Annotated in this window: 18 protein-coding genes; 15 read left to right on the forward strand and 3 right to left on the reverse strand. The window is 42.3% G+C overall.

The annotated features are described in order from the left end of the window. The first annotated feature begins 2 nt into the window (after positions 1-2). The 3 genes from cotG to M1D81_RS05365 all read left to right on the forward strand — a co-directional run bounded on the left by cotG (position 3) and on the right by M1D81_RS05365 (position 2,095). Positions 3-602: a spore coat protein CotG gene (gene cotG, locus M1D81_RS05355; RefSeq protein WP_456265411.1), complete on the forward strand. Its 600-nt coding sequence runs from the start codon at positions 3-5 to the stop codon at positions 600-602. A 126-nt stretch (positions 603-728) separates the two neighbouring features. Then, positions 729-1,634 (forward strand): fumarylacetoacetate hydrolase family protein, encoded by a 906-nt coding sequence (locus M1D81_RS05360; RefSeq protein ID WP_456265410.1) that lies wholly within the window; start codon positions 729-731, stop codon positions 1,632-1,634. A 92-nt stretch (positions 1,635-1,726) separates the two neighbouring features. Beyond that, positions 1,727-2,095, forward strand: a complete 369-nt coding sequence (locus M1D81_RS05365; RefSeq protein ID WP_024426524.1) for a YisL family protein — start codon at positions 1,727-1,729, stop codon at positions 2,093-2,095. Between the two features lie 38 nt (positions 2,096-2,133). Here the strand turns inward: M1D81_RS05365 and M1D81_RS05370 are convergent, their stop codons facing one another. Further along, positions 2,134-2,661: a DUF2777 family protein gene (locus tag M1D81_RS05370; RefSeq protein WP_456265409.1), complete on the reverse strand. Its 528-nt coding sequence runs from the start codon at positions 2,659-2,661 to the stop codon at positions 2,134-2,136. A 154-nt stretch (positions 2,662-2,815) separates the two neighbouring features. Between M1D81_RS05370 and asnB the strand changes: the two genes are divergently transcribed. The 4 genes from asnB to M1D81_RS05390 all read left to right on the forward strand — a co-directional run bounded on the left by asnB (position 2,816) and on the right by M1D81_RS05390 (position 8,626). Beyond that, entirely contained in the window at positions 2,816-4,657 is a 1,842-nt protein-coding gene (gene asnB, locus M1D81_RS05375; protein ID WP_456265408.1) for an asparagine synthase (glutamine-hydrolyzing), read from the forward strand. A 147-nt stretch (positions 4,658-4,804) separates the two neighbouring features. Then, entirely contained in the window at positions 4,805-6,322 is a 1,518-nt protein-coding gene (locus M1D81_RS05380) for a phytoene desaturase family protein (protein WP_456265407.1), read from the forward strand. Continuing rightward, positions 6,319-7,821, forward strand: a complete 1,503-nt coding sequence (locus M1D81_RS05385) for a phytoene desaturase family protein (RefSeq protein WP_456265406.1) — start codon at positions 6,319-6,321, stop codon at positions 7,819-7,821. Before M1D81_RS05380 ends, M1D81_RS05385 begins: the two co-directional genes overlap by 4 nt. Next, on the forward strand, positions 7,787-8,626 hold the full coding sequence (locus M1D81_RS05390; protein WP_456265405.1) for a phytoene/squalene synthase family protein: 840 nt from the start codon (positions 7,787-7,789) through the stop codon (positions 8,624-8,626). Before M1D81_RS05385 ends, M1D81_RS05390 begins: the two co-directional genes overlap by 35 nt. A 26-nt stretch (positions 8,627-8,652) precedes the next feature. Here the strand turns inward: M1D81_RS05390 and M1D81_RS05395 are convergent, their stop codons facing one another. After that, on the reverse strand, positions 8,653-10,029 hold the full coding sequence (locus M1D81_RS05395; protein WP_456265404.1) for an MATE family efflux transporter: 1,377 nt from the start codon (positions 10,027-10,029) through the stop codon (positions 8,653-8,655). Positions 10,030-10,142: 113 nt separating this feature from the next. On the opposite strand from M1D81_RS05395, the gene M1D81_RS05400 reads away from it, so the two are divergent. The 3 genes from M1D81_RS05400 to M1D81_RS05410 all read left to right on the forward strand — a co-directional run bounded on the left by M1D81_RS05400 (position 10,143) and on the right by M1D81_RS05410 (position 11,942). Then, positions 10,143-11,009, forward strand: coding sequence for an AraC family transcriptional regulator (locus tag M1D81_RS05400; protein WP_456265403.1), 867 nt, complete (start codon positions 10,143-10,145; stop codon positions 11,007-11,009). A gap of 14 nt (positions 11,010-11,023) precedes the next feature. Then, entirely contained in the window at positions 11,024-11,590 is a 567-nt protein-coding gene (locus tag M1D81_RS05405; protein ID WP_456265402.1) for a GNAT family N-acetyltransferase, read from the forward strand. Between the two features lie 94 nt (positions 11,591-11,684). Continuing rightward, the gene (locus M1D81_RS05410; RefSeq protein ID WP_456265401.1) at positions 11,685-11,942 is read left to right on the forward strand and encodes a hypothetical protein; all 258 of its coding nucleotides are present in this window, start codon (positions 11,685-11,687) and stop codon (positions 11,940-11,942) included. Here M1D81_RS05410 and M1D81_RS05415 read toward each other — a convergent pair. Then, the gene (locus tag M1D81_RS05415) at positions 11,937-12,473 is read right to left on the reverse strand and encodes a serine O-acetyltransferase (protein ID WP_456265400.1); all 537 of its coding nucleotides are present in this window, start codon (positions 12,471-12,473) and stop codon (positions 11,937-11,939) included. The genes M1D81_RS05410 and M1D81_RS05415 overlap by 6 nt on opposite strands. Positions 12,474-12,856: 383 nt before the next feature. Between M1D81_RS05415 and M1D81_RS05420 the strand changes: the two genes are divergently transcribed. Genes M1D81_RS05420 through M1D81_RS05440 form a run of 5 tightly spaced genes read left to right on the forward strand, consistent with a single transcriptional unit; the run spans position 12,857 to position 19,330 of the window. Further along, positions 12,857-14,203 carry an aspartate aminotransferase family protein gene (locus M1D81_RS05420; RefSeq protein ID WP_024425084.1) on the forward strand — a complete coding sequence of 449 codons (1,347 nt, stop codon included), beginning with the start codon at positions 12,857-12,859 and terminating at the stop codon, positions 14,201-14,203. Beyond that, positions 14,190-15,677 carry a pyridoxal phosphate-dependent decarboxylase family protein gene (locus tag M1D81_RS05425; RefSeq protein ID WP_456265399.1) on the forward strand — a complete coding sequence of 496 codons (1,488 nt, stop codon included), beginning with the start codon at positions 14,190-14,192 and terminating at the stop codon, positions 15,675-15,677. The genes M1D81_RS05420 and M1D81_RS05425 overlap by 14 nt, the downstream gene beginning before the upstream one ends. Beyond that, entirely contained in the window at positions 15,674-17,455 is a 1,782-nt protein-coding gene (locus M1D81_RS05430; protein WP_456265398.1) for an IucA/IucC family protein, read from the forward strand. The genes M1D81_RS05425 and M1D81_RS05430 overlap by 4 nt, the downstream gene beginning before the upstream one ends. Further along, a complete protein-coding gene (locus M1D81_RS05435; protein ID WP_456265397.1) occupies positions 17,452-18,006 on the forward strand; it encodes a GNAT family N-acetyltransferase in 555 nt (184 codons plus the stop codon). Before M1D81_RS05430 ends, M1D81_RS05435 begins: the two co-directional genes overlap by 4 nt. Then, a complete protein-coding gene (locus tag M1D81_RS05440; protein WP_456265396.1) occupies positions 17,981-19,330 on the forward strand; it encodes a lysine N(6)-hydroxylase/L-ornithine N(5)-oxygenase family protein in 1,350 nt (449 codons plus the stop codon). The genes M1D81_RS05435 and M1D81_RS05440 overlap by 26 nt, the downstream gene beginning before the upstream one ends. Positions 19,331-19,342 lie beyond the last annotated feature (12 nt).

The following is a 19,342-nucleotide window of genomic DNA, read 5'->3' on the forward strand; positions in this document are numbered from 1 at the left end:
TCGTGAGTACATTTGATCATTCACACATTGAACATGCAGTGGCTTCACTTCGAAGTGAGGGACGTGATCATCACTTAGATCGTGAACCAGAATCGAGACGTTCGCACAAGTCAGCTCGTTCTCGTCATTCAAGTCGCGGTCATTGGTTCTTTGGCGGTGGTGGACACCGTAAATCACGCCGCAGTAAAAAAAGCTGCAGAAGCTATCGCTCTAAGAAAAGCTATCGTTCAAAGAAAAGCATGAAGAGCAAAAAGTCATGTAGAAGCAAAAAATCTTACAGAAGCAAAAAGAGCGAACCGAAAAAGTCATGCCGCAGCAAACACAGATCCCATCATAAGAAAAGCTGCCGCAAATCACACCGCAGCAAATGCCGATCTCATCATAAGAAGAGCTGCCGCAAGTCACATCGCAGCAAATACAGATCCCACAATAAGAAGAGCCGCAAGTCGCGCCGCAGCCATCGATCTAAACGTTCTCATCACCATAAACGCAGCCGCTCTTGCCGAAGATGTGGAAAGAAAACGCATCGATCCCAAAATAGAGGAAATGTTGAGCGTAAATGGGATCAAGGGAATATGTGGGAATACCGCCGTTTCCGCTAGGCATTCAATCATCATTTTTGAAACCCTTTTTAAAAGAGAGTATGATAAAAAAGGGTTTTTTTTATTTCATAGAGAAATAAAATGAGACATCATAACTTAGCGAAATGAAGATTGTGAGGGGAAGACATGAAGTTTTTTACAGGTGAGATACATAACAGCATGTTTATTGGGGTAGTCATTGATGATGAATGGGTGATGGACGTCAAAAAGGCAGAAGCCAAATTATTTGAGCTTGAGACACTGCCAAACTCTTTATCTGAGTGTATTAAAATGGGGGACAAGTTTGTTGAACATGTCGGGCAGCTTCTTGATTGGGCTGAGAAAAAAGAAGAAGACCGCGGTTCTTATGTATATCCGCTTTCGGACGTGAAACTCCATGCCCCGATTCCAAAGCCGTCTAAAAACATCATGTGTGTCGGAAAGAATTATCAAGATCATGTGATGGAGATGGGAAGTGCGGCGGATATTCCTAAAGACGTGATGATTTTTACAAAGGCACCTACTTCTGTCATTGGACACGAAGCGGACATTCTTCTTCATGAAGATGTAACAAGTGAATTGGACTATGAAGGAGAGCTTGCCATCGTGATGGGCAAATCAGGGAAAAACATTGCTCCTGAAGAGGTCCAAGATTATATATTCGGTTACACCATTTTAAATGATGTGACGGCAAGAGATTTGCAGAAAAAACATAAACAGTTTTTCATTGGCAAAAGCTTAGATACAACCTGCCCGATAGGACCTTATATCGTTCATAAGTCAATGATCGAGGATCATGGTGCGCTCCATGTGGAAACAAAGGTAAACGGAGAAGTTCGTCAGTCTGCCAGTACGGAATTAATGATCTTCACAGTTGAGGACATTGTCTCCACTCTTTCAAAAGGGATGACATTAGAAGCGGGTGACATCATTGCAACAGGTACACCTTCTGGGGTAGGGAAGGGCTTTGAACCGCCTAAGTTTTTAGCTTCTGGAGATCGAATTGACATCACGATTGAACCGATTGGAACGCTGACAAATCACGTCAAATAAAGCGCGTGATGACACAGGATTGTCGCTTTGTGTTCGACTTATTTCGTGGTACGATGAGAAGGTACTTGTTCTGATAAAGGGGGAAATCACAAATGGGAACACATTTACATATCACAGCATGGGTGCTGGGGATTATTTTATTCTTCGTAGCCTTTGCTCTAGCAGGTAAAAATGACAAAGGCGCTAAAATTGTGCATATGATCGTTCGCTTATTCTACTTGATCATTATTGCAACAGGCGTAGAGCTGTATGTTCGCACAGGAATGAAAATTCCAGGTTACGGGGGCGAGTATATTGGAAAAATGATTCTCGGTATCCTCGTGATCGGTTTCATGGAAATGGTCCTAGTGCGCAAGAAAAAAGGAAAATCGGTGACTGGTGTGTTGATTGGTTTTATCGTATTTGCGATTGTGACCATTCTTCTCGGTTTACGTCTGCCGATCGGTTTCCATATCTTTTAATATAAAAAGGACATTGCTTATACGAAGCAGTGTCCTTTTTATATGGCATCAAATTGTGAAACGATCCGTTGTCCGTCCGAAGTGGTCCATTCAAAACGAATGTGACTGGCGGCTGGCTCATGGTGACATTGAAGTGCAAGTGATTGCGTATCTGTCGAAAACTGAAAGAAAGAAACGCGCTGCAAAGAATGAAAGGAAGAGAAAACACAATCATAGACGGAAAAACCAAGCTGCTCTATCTGGTCAAGGATGTGATCAAAAACGTTGTCCGGTACGAACATGAGAAGATCAAGCCAGCCTTTGGCAAGAGACGCCGTATATTGAATGTTTTCTCCTCCCTGTACTTCTATTAGCTGCCCGTTTTCATGAAGAATCATAGAACCGAGCAATTCCCCTTTTGTCCATTGGTCATTTTCCTTCAAACAGATCATTGTGCTTTGAAGACTTTCTGGCAGCATGATCTCTCCTTCATCATCTTCAATTAGGCAATGCCCGTTTTCAATGAGCAAATACCCATTACACCATCTTCTGCTGCAGCGTTCAAGCTGCCTCATTCGATTCTCCATTTGCAAAAGCTCCTTTCCTCTTTCTTTTCTTACCAAATCAAGCTTGTCCTATACGCCGGGAAAAAAGGACAAATCAACTATCAAGGAGACGATGCATAAACTAAGAAAGGCTGAATGAGAACACTTGAGGAAAAACGGATGGGAGCTGATGATGATGTGTGGAATTACAGGCTGGGCAGACTTTAAAAAGCAGCTCATCCAACAGGATCATGTAATCAATCAAATGACAGATACATTATCTAAAAGAGGGCCAGATGATACAAATACATGGAAAAGTGAGCACGTTCTTTTCGGGCATAAAAGGTTAGCGGTGGTAGATGTAGAAGGCGGAAAGCAGCCGATGACATATACACATCAAAACCATGCTTATACGATTGTATACAATGGAGAGCTTTATAACACAGAGGATATCAGAAAAGAATTGTTAAAAAGGGGGCACCGCTTTCTTGGGCATTCTGATACAGAAGTTCTTCTTCATGCCTATACAGAATGGAAGGAAGAGTGTGTCTCCCATTTTAATGGCATTTTTGCATTTGTGATCTGGGATAGTGAGCGTGAATTGTTATTTGCAGGGAGAGACCGGCTCGGCGTCAAGCCATTTTTCTATACAGAACGTCATCATTCCTTCTTATTTGGTTCAGAGATTAAAGCACTTCTTGCTCACCCTGATATCAAAGCAAAAGTCGATCATGAAGGGCTGTCGGAGATCTTTGGCTTAGGACCGTCAAGAACACCAGGTCAAGGCGTGTTTAAAGGGATAAAAGAGCTGAGACCTGCACATGCCTTGACCTTTTCAAAAGACGGTCTGCGCGTGTGGAGATACTGGAATGTCAAAAGCAAGAAGCATACCGATTCACTTAATGACACCGCACAGCACATTAAGCATCTCTTTACAGATGCTGTGACAAGACAGCTCGTCTCTGATGTGCCTGTATGTACATTTTTATCTGGGGGCGTCGATTCTAGTGCCATTACTGCCATTGCCGCTAAGCATTTTGAGAAAATAGGGAAAGCACCACTTCATACGTATTCCATTGACTACGAAGGAAACGATCAATTCTTTGAAGCGAATCAATTCCAGCCGAATGCTGACGGTCCTTGGATTGATCGAATGACCAAAGCGTTTCAAACGAATCATCACAGCTGTATCATTGGGCAAAGAGAGCTCGCTTCCTTTCTGAAGGAAGCCGTTGAGGTTCGAGACTTACCGGGTATGGCAGATATTGATTCTTCCTTGCTTTGGTTTTGCCGAGAAATTAAAAAGGACTTCGTTGTTGGCTTGTCAGGTGAATGTGCGGATGAAATCTTTGGCGGCTATCCTTGGTTCCATATGGAAAATGAAACAAATGGTTTTCCGTGGATGAGATCGACTGAAGCTAGAACGCAGCTCCTGCAAGACTCGTGGCAAAAAAAGCTGTCACTTAAGGAATACGCGCAAAGCAAATATGAAGAAACGGTGGCAGAAACGCCTCTTTTAGATGGAGAAACCGGCGTCAATAAAGCCCGGAGAGAACTTTTTTACTTAAATATGATCTGGTTTATGACAACACTGCTTGATCGAAAAGATCGCATGAGTATGGGGGCTAGTCTTGAGGTACGGGTGCCATTTGCAGATCATCGCCTTGTCGAATATGTGTGGAATATTCCTTGGGAAATGAAAATGCATGGAAATCGTGAAAAAGGGGTTTTACGAAAAGCATTAGAGGGAATTTTACCGAATGAAGTGCTTTATCGAAAGAAGAGTCCTTACCCGAAAACACATCATCCAGCTTATACTCAGGCTGTGAAAGAGATGCTCACAGACTGTCTCGCGCAAAAAGACTCTGTACTTCACGAATTTTTAGATCCACATCAATTAAAGCAGCTGATTGAAACGGAAGGAGCTTCCTTTCATGTGCCATGGTATGGCCAGCTCATGAAAGGCCCGCAGTTGATTGCCCATCTAGCACAGATTCATCATTGGTTTGAAACGTATCGAATTGATATAGAAGCGTAATAAAGAGTCGGCTTTCTTGCACTTGTTGAAAGGAAGCCGGCTTTTTTGATACATAACATGAGACTTTTTGAGCACATCAAAAGTTGATGTAATCTTTTTAATTTGTATAATTAACTTAAAGTGAATTAATTTGGAGGAAAAAGGATAATGAAAATCATTGTGATTGGAGCGGGACCAGGGGGCCTTGCAGCAGCTATGATGCTTCAAAGCAAAGGACATGACGTTCATGTATACGAAAAGCAGCCCTTTGTCGGCGGGCGTAACGCTAAGTTTCAACTTGGTGATTTCACGTTTGATACAGGTCCTACCTTTCTCAGCATGATTCATATTGCAGAGGAGCTGTTCACCTTTGCTGGTAAAAATCTTTATGACTATATTGATGTGATTGAATTAAAAGAGATGTATAGGTTAATATTTCAAGACAATCAGCTGGATATGATCCGGGATCGCGATGAAATGTACAAACGATTAGAAGCCTTTGCACCTGGTGAGGGCGAAGGGTATCTAAGATTTATGAAGGATACAAAGCGCAAAATGAATCGATTGACACCAATTTTACAAAGTAAAATGGACCGCTTTCATCATTACCTTCGCCTGAAGGTGATCAAAGCACTTCCACAGCTTTCATTAAATAAAAGTTTGTATGATGTGCTGTCAGACTATTTTTCGAATGAATCAGTGAAATATGCTTTTACATTTCAATCAAAGTACTTAGGAATGTCTCCATGGGAATGCCCTGGTGCGTTCTCGATCCTTTCGTTTATGGAACATGACACAGGTGTATTTCATCCGAAGGGCGGTGTCAATCAGCTGTCAGAAGCGATGGCAAAGGCGGCGCTTGAAGCTGGAGCAGAGATTCATCTGTCAGCGGGCGTTGAAAAGCTGCTCACGGAGGGAAGGAAAGTAAAAGGCATTCGTTTAGAATCTGGGGAAGAAATACAAGCAGATGAGGTTGTCGTCAATGGAGACTTTGCACATGTGATGACTAAGCTTGTCGAGCCAGGACTCTTAAAGAAATACAGCGAGAAAAAATTAAAAAAGAAAAAATTCTCATGCTCTACCTTTATGCTTTATTTAGGACTGGATACCATGTATGATGAGCCGCATCATACCATCGTTTTTTCCGATGATTATGCTAGATTTGTTAAAGGCATTACGAAAACATATGAGCTGCCAGATGATCCGTCTATTTATATTCAAAATGCAAGTGTAACCGATGACTCACTTGCTCCAAAAGGAAAATCAGCTCTTTATGTGCTGGCTCCAGTTGCCAATAACCAAAGCGGTATTGATTGGGAAGCGCATCAAGATGAATTTAGAGAGCTTGTGCTGGATACATTGGAGCGGAAAACAGGCTTTCAGAATGTGAGACAGCATATAGAAGTCGAGCGGATGATCACACCGAAGCAATGGGAGGAAGACCTTAACGTATATGAAGGAGCTACATTTAACCTCGGCCACCAGCTGACGCAGATGATGGTCTTAAGGCCGCACAATGAATTTGATGAATTAAAGCACTGCTGGCTTGTTGGAGGAGGAACACATCCAGGAAGCGGACTCCCAACCATTTTAGAATCAGCACGTATCACGACAAATGCCATTCTTAAAAAAGAGAAACATTCACACAAAACAATGCCGCATCAAGAAAAGGGGAGCGCCTCATGAAAAAACATATATTGATTGCAGGTGGCGGTATTGGCGGAATGATCTCAGCGCTTTATTTAAAAAAAGCGGGACATGATGTCACCCTTGTCGAAAAAAATGAACGGCTTGGCGGGAGACTTGCTTTTGTACGTGAGAAAGGATATAAAGTAGATGAAGGTCCGACCATTGTCCTGCTTCCTGACATGTTAAAAGGCATTTTACATGAGGTAGGAATTGACGAATCATTTCTTGATCTTGTGGAGCTTGACCCGTTGTATACAATTCACTATCAAGACGGAACCTCCTATACGAAATACTCTGATGCACTTCGTCAACTAGATGAAATTAGACGTGTATTTCCAAAAGAAGATCAAGGGTTCCAGAGGTTTATGGAAGAAATGACAGACCGGTTTCAAGAAGGGCAGCAAGCCTTTCTTGAAAAATCATTTCACGAAAAACGTACATTTTTTACAAAAGCGAATATGAAGATTTTAATGAAATTAAAGGCGTATCGAACCGTACAAAGCGCTCTGAAAAAATATTTCTCAGAAGAACGCCTGCGAGATGCATACGCACTTCAAACCCTCTATGTTGGGGGAAACCCGTATGAAGCATCGGCTATTTATTCGCTTGTGTCCTATAGTGAGCACGCACATGGAATTTACTATTTAAAAGGCGGCTATGCAAGTTTAGTAGATATATTGGAAGAGCAGCTCATCAACATGGGTGTGCATGTAAGAAAAAATGAAGAAGTCACGCAATTGGTGTTTGAGGGAAAACGGGCAGTCAAAGCAAAAGTTAATGATGAACATGTAGCTGCTGATGCATTTGTGATCAATGGAGATTATCCAGCTGCGTTAAAACAGCTTGGCTTAGAAGAACAAGATCGCCGGAAATACGTGCCGTCCTCTGGTTGTGTGATGGTGTATCTCGGGTTAAACAAGATGTATCATGAAGCACCTGTTCATCAATTTTTTATGGGAGAACACTTTGACCAGCATATGAAAGAAGTCTTTCAAACGAAAACGATACCTCAAGACCCGTCGTTTTATACATTTAATCCATCGATCATTGATCCATCTCTTGCCCCAGAGGGCAGCAGTGTTCTATACATGCTCGTTCCCGTTCCTTCAGGTGATCATATCAACTGGGAAGAGGAGACAGATTTCGCAGAGAACATGGTGGATCGCCTTGAGAAAAGAGGCTTTCCGAGATTGCGAGAGTCGATTGTCTGGAAAAAGGTCAGAACACCAAATGATTCCTTGCGAGAAGGATTGTTTGAAGGCGGCAGCTTTGGACTTGCCCCTAATTTGTTTCAATCAGGTGTCTTCCGCCCGCAAGTGAAGGTCAGTGAGACAGATAATCTTTATGCGGCAGGTGCTTCCACCCATCCGGGCGGCGGGGTGCCGATCGTGATGCAAAGTGCGAAGCTCATGGCTTCTGTACTACTAAAAGATTTGAATGATAGAAAGGAAGTGAAGCTAAGTGGTGGATGTACAAACAGCATTAAAAGTGTGTGAGGAAACCATTCAAACCCATTCCAAAACGTTTTACCGGGCCTTTTCCATGCTGCCTAAAAAGAAAAGACAGGCCGTCTGGGCCGTATATTCCTTTTGCCGTAGAGCAGATGACATTGTAGATGAGTCCTCTTCGCCAAAAGAGGACCTTGCCTCCTTTCGCGAGACGTTTGATCGATTTTTACAAGGTGAGGTAGACCGGAATGATCCGATATGGGTGGCGCTAGAGCATACATTTCAAGAGTTCCGGATGGATGAAGCCCCGTTCCGTGATCTGCTCCAAGGACAGGAGATGGATTTAGCGCAGCAGCGATACGAAACGTTAGATGAACTGCTCATCTATTCCTATCAAGTTGCTAGTACCGTTGGACTCATGCTCCTTCCCATTATTGCACCGCGTAAAAAAGAGCAGCTAAAAGAAGCAGCCATTTCGTTAGGGATTGCTATGCAGCTCACCAACATCCTTCGAGATATCGGCGAAGATCAGGCTGAAAGAGACCGCATTTATTTGCCAAAGCAGGTGATGGATCAATTCGGGTACACAGAGCAAGAATTGCAGGAAGGGATTGTGAATCAAGCTTTTCAGCATGTCTGGGAGTACATTGCCTTTGAGGCAGAGGCATACTACGAGGAGTTTTTTGACCATCTTCATGAATTCCCGCTGTATTCACGAATACCGGTGAAAGCAGCCGCCCACTTTTATAAAGCCATTTTAGATAAAACAAGAGAAAACGAATACCGCGTCTTTACAGAGCGAGCATTTATTTCAAAACAGGAAAAAGCACTTATTTTAGAAGATATTACGTAAAAAAGGACTGCACCCGCAGTCCTTTTTTATGTGGAAGAAAAGCGATACTCCGTCCATACTCTGGAACGCCAGCGCCTATACATGAAAATGCCTCTGACCCATTCATCCACGATAAAAGAAATCCAAACCCCAATGAGACCCATTTCAAACTGAATGCCTAACAAGTAAGCGATCGGAAGCCCGATTCCCCACATTGATATCATCGCCATATACACTGGAAACTTCGCGTCACCAGCCGCCCGCAATGAATTAATAATGACCATATTAAAAGAGCGCCCCGGCTCTAAAATGATCGTCAATAGGAGAAGTGTGGCGGCGATTTGAATGATTTCATGATTGCTAGTGAAAAAGGTAAGCAAATGCGTCGATGATAAAGATAAAGCAGTAGAAGAAAGAAGAGAGATCCCAATGGCCCAGTATAAGCTTTTCATACATCTGCGGTAGGCAGCATCAAATTCTTTCGCTCCAATATGGCGCCCGATTAAAATCTGTGTCCCTTGGCTAATCGCTGCACCAAACAACATAATGAACATCATCAAATTTTGAGTGTAGACCTTTGCGGCTAAAGCCTGCGTCCCCATAAATGTAATAAACAGTGTAATGATCATTTGGGAGCCGTTATAAGAAAGCTGTTCTCCAGCAGAAGGAATGCCAATTTTCAGCAGCTTTTTTAAATGCGTCCGCTGAATGTGAAACATACTCTTCAGCGAAAAGCGCAATCCAATGCGGCGGCGGACAATGAGGATCATTGCCATCAATCCGATCAACCGAGCCAGCGAGGTTGAAAAGGCAACACCCATGACACCTAATACCGGAAAGCCAAATGGCCCAAAAATGACCAAATAATTGCCGGCAACGTTGAGTAAATTCATTCCAATGGTGACATACATCGTGTCTCTTGTATATCCGTAGCTTTTTAAAATTGCACTATATGTCATAATGAGTGCTTGAATAAAAGAAAGCAGGCCGACAATTTGTAAAAAGACCGACGCATCCGGCATGAGTTCACTTGATAAGCCCATCATGTGCAGGATTGGAACAGCTAACACAAACATAAGGAGACTAATGACAAAGCTGATCAAGAAGTTGGTTCCTAGTGAGACATAGGCGACTTGAGTCGCTTCCTGCTTGCGGTCAGCTCCTAAAAGCTGCGCAATCACAATGGTCGTTCCTGTTGTAATGAAGCTGAACATGACAATTAATAAATTCAGGAGCTGGTTGCTTACACCTACTGCGGCCACACTGTTATCGGAGTATTGGCTGAGCATGAGTGTATCAGCGCTCCCCATGAGCATATATAAAGAGATTTCGATAAAAATAGGCCAAGTTAATGCAAATAATGAAGGGTGTGTTTTCTCATCTTTTGCTTGAACCTTTTCATATGACAGGGTTTGAGATTTCATCACATAGCCCCCTTTCGTATAAATCCGATTTATAGTGTACCGTGCATCGACTATAATAAGAAGAGACGAAACCGAAACTTATTGGAGAAATCCGACTTCATAAGGGGATGAATATGGATCGATTTATTACATTTACTGTACCGCCGTTTCCTATTTATATTGCTTCAGGTAAAGGGGTATTTCATCAAGGAGAAAGACATATCTCAAGAACCTTCACTGTATTTGATCTGCTCTATGTCACAAAAGGTGAACTATGGATGACAGAGGGCGAGGAGGCTTTTCATGTAAAAGAAGGTGAATATACGATTCTCTCACCGGGCCTGTCTCATGGTGGACATCTGCCATGTGAAGAGGAAACCCACTATGAGTGGCTGCATTTCTCAATTGACCGATTTGAGCTGACGAACCGGCCGAGAGAACACTGGACTGATATGAAACAAAACCAAGCCACCTTCGAAAAGCCGGCAACCTATGAATTTAGTCTGCCTCGTTTAGGAAAAGTGAAGGGACGAAGTGTGTTAGAAAAACACCTTTCAGCGATGAGAGCACTAAATCATGATGCATCTGAACTTCCGCTGAAAAAACAGCTCCTATTTGAGGAACTGCTCATTCACCTGCAAAAGGAAGCGTTCCATATTCCAAGTGCAAAGGAGACTGTTGCATCAGAAGTGGTTCATTATCTTGAGCAACATTTTATGGAGAAATTACACATGGAGCGTCTTGCAGAGAAACTGCACTATCATCCTGACTACATGACAAGATGTATGCAGACGGTATATGGATTGACGCCAAACCAGTACAGCCATCGTCTCAAAATCGAAAAAGCCAAAAGCATGCTGGCCTCAACGAATGAAAAAATCGCTGCTATTGCAGATCATGTAGGGATTGACGACCCTACTTATTTTTCTAAGCTGTTTCGGCAAAATGAAGGCATGACGCCGATCGAGTACCGTTATTTAGCAAAAAGAACGACAAAGTAAAGGAACGTGAACAGATGAAAAGTGAAAAGGAAGAGCTTGTGAACATATGTCCATTAACCGAAACGGACTTAGAGACGGTGTGGCAGTTAAAATTTAAAGCACCAGACCAGTCCTATCGAAAATGGAATGCCCCTTATTTTTATGAACACGAAATCCCGCTTGCTGCATTTAAGAAACGTTACTTACAGGAAGAATCCATTCCCCAAAAGCTATATGGGATTGAAATAGATGGTGAAATCAAAGGCACCGTATCATATTATTGGGAGAATGAACGTACGAGGTGGCTTGAATGCGGCATTATCATTTATGACTCACGTTTTTGGAGCGGAGGTATTGGGACAAAGGCATTAAATCTATGGATTGATGTGTTATTTTCACAAATTGATATTCCGCGAATTGGTTTAACCACTTGGTCAGGGAATGAACGGATGATGCGGTGCGCAGAGAAATGCGGGTTTACCCTTGAGGGGAGACTGAGAAAGGTCCGTTATTATCAAGGGGTTTATTATGATTCAATGCGCTACGGAATATTGAGAGAAGAATGGAGAAGCCTTCCGCGGAACAATGATAAAATATTTTAGGACAAAAGTATCGTATGTTTGAATAAACTGAAAAAAATCGGTTATTCAACCGAATAATAGAAAAAGTGTTTTTTACATAAGGGGGAATTTAAATATGAGATTAACGGGTCTATTCGTTTCACTTGCTGTTGCCATCTATTTATGGTTTGATGCGCCAAAGCATAACAAAGACAAATGGCTGTGGGCCATTTTAGGCGTGCTATTTAGCACCATCGTACTCGGTATTTATTTGATCAAGACAGAGAGGAAGGGGCTGGGCTGGACGATCTTAATTTTAACCATCTTGTTTGATCTCATGCTGCTCATCTCTATTTTGATCGGTGTTATTCTTTTTTATCAGGTGCCTTCATGAAGAAGGGCTTTTTTCTTTTACCTTTTGAGCCGGTACACCAGCAATGACGATCTGCTCTTCATGAAAGGAACGATTCACCACGGCATTTGCTCCGATTGAAATATGATTTGCAATATAAATGTCTCCAAACAGCTTAGCACCAGGGCCAATCCATACGTGATCTCCAATGGTTGGGACATCCTTTTCGGAATGGTTTTGGCCAATATTCACCCCTTGATGAATATCACAAAATGCCCCAATTTTTGCGTGCTTATTCACAATTAAGAGACCACTATGATTGATTCTAAGGCCGGGGCCAAAGACGCCAATCGGAATATCAAAACCAAGCTGCATGCCTTTCTTTTTATGTAAATAGCGATAAAACCATTTGCGCAGTAGAGCGCCGCTATTAGAATAGTATTCATATTTTCGTAAATACCTTTGATATTTCCATATATCGTCTCCAAACCACTTTGGTCTTCTGCGCGTAATCGCTAATGCTTTCTTATCCTGCGTTAAGTAATGGTGAAGATCGTGCTTTGTAAAAATCATCAAATTCCCCTCCATTCCTTTATGTTTCAGAGAAATTATACCATCCAAACCATTTATATCAAGAAAAAATGGTGTGATTCTTCAATTTTCTACCTTCATTTCATCCAAATTTCTGCATAGAATGAGCGCTTTGAGTTGAGTAGAACAAAAGAACCAGGAAGAATGATTTGTAATTTTTTTCAATATTAAATCGTCTCATGCGTTCCATCTCCTTATGGCAGTAAGGTTTGTAAAAATTAATCGAAAATACTCATTAAAAAGAGAATATTGCATTCATATGCTTTTTGAATCATCTTTTTGAATACAATTGACTTTCCTATCTCACATCCTCTAGGCTAGTAAATGAAAATGATAATCTTTATCAATTGGAGGAGTGTTTTATTATGTCCATCAAAACCGTTTCTAAAAATCAGCAATTTTTAGAGCAGCAAAGTCAAAGAGAATCTAATGCAAGGTCTTACCCGAGACGGTTCCCATTAGCCATGCAAAAAGCCGAGGGTATGATCGTGACAGATGCAGATGGCAGAGAGTTTTACGACTGTCTGGCAGGCGCAGGAACACTTGCACTTGGTCACAATCATCCGGTTGTTATAGAAGCTATTGAACGTATGCTTCATGAAAAAAGACCATTGCATACGTTGGACATAACCTCAGAAATTAAAGAAGAGTTTGTGAATGAAATTTTTTCTCACCTGCCAGAAGAGTTTGCAAAGAGAGCAAAAATTCAATTTTGTGGACCAACTGGCGGTGATGCCATAGAAGCTGCGATTAAATTAGTCAAGACAGCGACAGGTAATCGTTCCATTCTTTCTTTCCACGGTGCTTATCACGGTGCGACACATGGCACGATGTCATTAAGCGGAAATTTGTCTCCAAAGGAAAGAGTGCAAGGGTTAATTCCAGATGTGCATTTCATGCCTTATCCATATGAATATCGCTGCCCATTTGGCATTGGCGGGAAAGATTCACACCGCATTTCCAGCTCTTATATTGAGCGTGTATTAAATGATCCTGAAAGTGGTATTCTTCCGCCAGCAGGTATGATCTTTGAAGCAGTTCAAGGTGAGGGAGGCTCAATTCCAGCATCTATTGAATGGATAAAAGAAATGAGAAGAATCACAAAAGAAAAAGGCATTCCGCTCATTATCGATGAGGTTCAATCAGGCATTGGCCGAACAGGTAAGATGTTTGCCTTTGAACATGCAGGAATTGTGCCAGACGTTATTGTATTATCTAAAGCCATTGGTGGAAGCCTGCCGCTTTCAGTTGTGATTTATGATCAAGATTTGGATCAATGGAATCCAGGTGCACACATTGGCACATTTAGAGGAAATCAAATGGCGATGGCTGCAGGAACTGCTACGCTTAAATTCATAAAAGAAACCAATCTGCTTGATCATGTAGACCAGTTAGGGAATCGCATGCAGGCTTATTTAAAAGACATTCAAAAAAATGTACCTGCTATCGGTGATGTTCGTGGAAGAGGATTAATGATTGGTGCTGAAATTGTCAATCCAAATGAAAAGCAGGATGTGGATGGAAGTTATCCAGCAAATCCTGAGCTAGCCAGTCTCATTCAAAAGAATTGCTTCGATAAAGGCTTAATTGTAGAGACAGGAGGCCGTTTCGGCAGCGTCATTCGATTCTTACCGCCATTGATCATGACAGAAGAACAGCTTGAACAAGTCATCGCTATTTTTAAAGAGGCCGTTTACGATGCAATCAACTAAAGCTTCTGTGGATTCATTATTTATCAATCAAAGCCAGCTTGGAAGAGAGTCCTTCCAAGCGGCTCTTCATACATCTATCGACAGCTTACTGGATCAGTGGCAAAAAGACGAAGGACCATACAGCGGAATATTGCCTGGGAAATTAGCGGCTAGTGTCGAATCCTTATTTCAGTTTCAACCGTCTGGCGAATCAATAGAATCTGTCTTTCAAGATATAAAGCAGCACCTTTTACCGCATCTCGTTGATGTATCGCATCCTAAATGCTTGGCACATTTGCATTGTCCGCCGCTTATCCCTGCACTTGCCGCAGAGGTGATGGTAAGCTCCTTTAACCAATCAATGGATTCCTTCGATCAAAGCGGTATTGCATCTTTGGTGGAGGAGGAAATTTTAAAGTGGCTGTGTGCGAAGTTTTCTTATGGAAATCTAGCAGATGGGACATTTACGAGCGGTGGCACCCAATCTAACTATATGGGACTGCTTCTTGCAAGAGATGCATTTTGTGAAAACACATGGCAATGGAATGTTCAACAGAAAGGCTTGCCGAGTGAGGCTCACCGCATGAGAATTCTTTGCTCTAAAAATGCTCACTTCACTGTGAAAAAATCTGCATCCCAGCTAGGCTTAGGGGAGCAGGCAGTTGTTCTAGTAGAGACAGATGAACATCACCGCATGGACCTCAACGATTTGAAGAAGAAACTTGTTGAGTTAAAGGAACAAGATCTCCTGCCTTTTGCGGTAGTAGCGACTTGCGGGACAACTGATTTTGGCAGTATTGACCCAGTTCGAGATGTATATGACATCGTCAAGCCATTCGGTTTATGGATTCACGCAGATGCTGCCTACGGAGGTGCGCTTATATTAAGCGAAACCTACAGACGTAAATTAGACGGTATTGAGCTTGCTGATTCCATCACGATTGACTTTCATAAACAATTTTATCAGCCGATCTCCTGCGGAGCATTTTTGCTGAAGGATAAAAGACATTTTGGCTTGATTCATTATCATGCAGATTATCTCAATCCAAAGGAAGATGAACTGGATGGAATACTACATCTTGTCCATAAATCTGTCCAAACGACGCGCCGGTTCGACGCACTGAAATTGCTTCTTTCTCTTCGTCTGATTGGGGAGAAAGGGTTTGGTGACATCATTGACCATACCATTGATTTTGCAAAGGATGTGGCTGCGCTTATTGAGAGCAATGATCACCTTGAAGTGATCAATCCTGATCCAGAAATCAATGCAGTTGTGTTTCGATTTAAGGGGGCGGATGACATCAATAAAATCATCCATCGAACGTTATTCAAATCAGGAACTGCTGTCATTGCGAAAACAGTGGTGGATGGTCAAACATGCTTAAAATTCACTTTGTTAAATCCGAGAACGACAATCACACATATTGAGGAAATCCTTTCTGACATCGTTGATATCGGGATCGTTCATATTCAATCCGGGAGGGTACTACGTTGAGTCAATATAAACAAATGGCTGAAAATGCAACTATGCAAAGCTTTTTAAACTGTTTTTTACGTGAAACAGGAATCGATCGATCTGCAAAAAAAGAGACGAAAGCAGATGGTTCGCTTGTATTCGTGGCAAAACTAGCAAAGCAAGACCTTGAGCTTGTGATTCCGGTCCGTTATTTTTCATCTGTAGGCCGCCATCTCTTTGATTTTCCGATTCGCTTTCGTCCGAGTGGCAGCGAAAAAGAGGGAACGATCGTCGATTACACGACACTTGTTGCTTTATGTTCAAAGGAGCTTCTCATTGCATATGGCCGCACAGATGCAGAGGATGAATTCATGCTTCGTATCATTTTAAGCTGCCGAAATATTGAACGATTTTTACGGGAGAGAGAAAGTGATCAAGCTGCTTTATCTCAAGCTGATTTTGAGTACATCGAGGCTGAGCAGTCACTTCTCCTTGGACATTTAACACATCCTACCCCAAAAAGCAGACAAGGGATGACAGAAGAGGAGGAAGCCGTCTATTCTCCTGAGCTGAAAGGAGCTTTCCAACTTCATTACTTTAAAGCGCACCATTCGATTGTGCTTCAGGATTCGTCTATTTCACAACCCGCGGCAAGCCTCATGTTAGAAGAGCTTTCGCGTCAGGTGCCAGAAGAAACAGAGAGACTGAATAGGTTAACAGAAAACGGAGAATATGTGCTCATTCCGATTCATCCGCTGCAAGTCAAAGTGGTCATGGAGAAGGCATTCGTGAAGCGTTATATAGAGGAGGGGAAACTGACTTATTTAGGACCGCTCGGGTCTGAATACACAGCGACTTCATCCTTTAGAACGGTCTATCAAAAGGATTCTGCTTACATGCTCAAATTCTCTGTTCCTGTGAAAATTACGAACTCGTTACGCATCAATAAACAAAAGGAACTGGATCGAGGAGTAGAGATGTCCCGCATCTTAAAAACAGAATTAGGCGTTTCTTTATATGAAAAATTCTCTGGATTCCGGGTCATTGAAGATCCTGCATATCTCTCTATTCGCGGAGATGAAACGGAATCTGGCTTTGAAGTGGTCATTCGTCAAAATCCATTCTTGCATCGTGAAAAAGGCGCAAGCTTAATTGCTGGGCTGTGTCAGGATCATGCGTACGGAGGAAAATCGAGATTAGCAGGAATTATTCATAAACTTGCAGACGCAGAAGGCCGGTCAACAGAAGCGGTCAGCCAAGATTGGTTTAAACAATATTTGACTATTTCGTTAAAGCCGATGCTCTGGCTGTTTGAAACGTATGGTCTTGCACTCGAGGCCCATCAGCAAAATGCTGTTGTGCAAATGAAGGATGGTTATCCAGAGACCTTCTATTACCGTGACAACCAAGGCTACTATTATAGTGAATCGAAAAAGGATAAGCTCGCGAATCTAGTTCAAAACTTGAGCGTCAGAAGTGAAACCATCTGTGCGGATGATGTAGCCGTTGAGAGACTTCGTTATTATTTCTTCTTTAATCATTTATTTGGTCTCATTAATGGCTTTGGCACAGAAGGATTAGCAAAGGAAGAAGACTTGCTGGCACTCGTGAGAGATACATTGCTCGCTCATGAGGAGACGTACGGAGCATCTGATCTGACTAACAGCCTTCTCCGCTCAAAAGAACTTCCTTCAAAAGCGAATTTGCTGACACGATTTGAAGATATGGATGAGCTGACAGGATCTCTGGAAACACAATCTCGTTACACGGCTGTCTTGAATCCGCTCTTTTTACATAAGGAGGCGCTGATTGGATGAGGCATCGTATTAGGTTTATTCGCGCTGAATATGAAAGAGACGTTCAGCTTGTCCATAAGTGGATGCAAGAAGAGTACGTTCACCCATTTTGGCATTTGAATATTCCGTTTCCTGCTTTTGAAAAGCATTTTTATCAGGCAATACATGATCCGCATCAAACCCTTTATTTAGGCACGATTGATGGGACGCCAATGAGTTATTTTGAGGCTTACAACGTGAAAGGGGATATCATTGAATTCTACTATGAGCCTTCTCCGCATGATCAAGGCATCCACCTGTTAATAGGGGAACCGGATTATGTGGGAAAAGGATTTGCTGCGCCGCTCCTTCAGGCAATGACAGCATTTCAATTTGAGCAGAACAAACGAACAGAAAAAATCGTTGCTGAGCCGGATATTCGCAATGAAAAAATGATTCATGTATTTGAAAAATGCGGCTTCGAACGTGTAAAACCAGTCACTTTACCTGATAAAACAGGTCTTTTGATGTTTTGTGATCGAGAACGATTCGAAAGGAAGTATAACCATGACGCGGTTCAACAAGCAAAATAATATAGTGGATGTAATTGGGATCGGCATTGGCCCGTTTAACCTGGGGCTTGCCGCATTATCTGAAGAGGTAAATGAAATCGACGCTTTGTTTTTTGAAAGAAGTGAAGCCTTTCACTGGCACCCAGGGATGCTCATTGAAGGGACGACACTCCAAGTCCCATTTTTAGCGGACCTTGTCAGCATGGCAGATGTGAAAAGCAAATATAGCTTCCTCAACTATTTGCAGGAACAAAACCGTTTGTATTCATTTTACTTTCTAGAGGACTTCCATATCCCGCGCAAGGAATACAGTCATTATTGCCGCTGGGTCGCTGACCAGTTAGACTCTTGCCGATTTGGCATGAATGTCGAATCTGTCTCACTGATCGAAAAGGCAGGAGAAAAGCGGTATGAAGTGCATGTCCGTCATGTAAAGAACCAAACTGTAGAGGTGTTTGAAAGCAAACATCTCGTCTTAGGAATTGGCACGCAGCCGGCGATACCCGCATCGCTCCAGCCAGCTTTAGGAGAGAAGGTTTTTCACTCAGCTGACTATTTAAAACGAAAAAAAGAAGGCTGTTTCAAAGGGAAATCTGTAACAGTTATCGGCTCTGGTCAAAGTGCGGCAGAAGTGTTTTATGACATTTTATCAGATGATGAGGCAAAGGATATTCACTGGTTTACACGATCAAAAGGATTTTTCCCAATGGAATATTCAAACCTTGGACTTGAGTATTTCTCCCCTGACTATATTGATTTCTTTTATGAGCTTCCGCAAGCCAAAAAGGATGCGTTATTAAAACAGCAAGACTTGCTGTATAAAGGTATCAGTTCGGCGATGATTTGTGATATTTATCATTTGCTTTATGAACGTTCTGCCTGCGGAAACCAGCTGAACACAGTGCTTCAAGCCATGACAGAGGTCAACTTGATTGAGGAAACAGCGGGCGGGTTATCACTTTCATGCACGCAATGGGTCAAGGAAGAATCCTTTACACATGAGACGGATATTGTCGTATTGGCGACTGGCTATCAATCCGTTCTGCCGCCATTTATCAACCCTATTTCTCATCACATTCAATGGGATGATCAAGGGAGATTCCAAGTTGAACGTGAATATCGTTTGAAAACAAATACGATGGGTGAAAATGATATTTTTGTACAAAATGCAGAGCTTCATACTCATGGGGTCGGCGCACCAGATTTAGGGCTGGGGGCTTATCGAAACAGTGTGATCATCAATGAACTTGCTCGTCAAAATGTGTATCCACTTTATCAAAAGCACGTCTTCCAGACATTCGGTACACACAAGAACGCACACACATTTGAAGAAATGAAAGGATAAGGAGGATGAAGC

The organism is Bacillus sp. JZ105, from assembly GCF_053903125.1.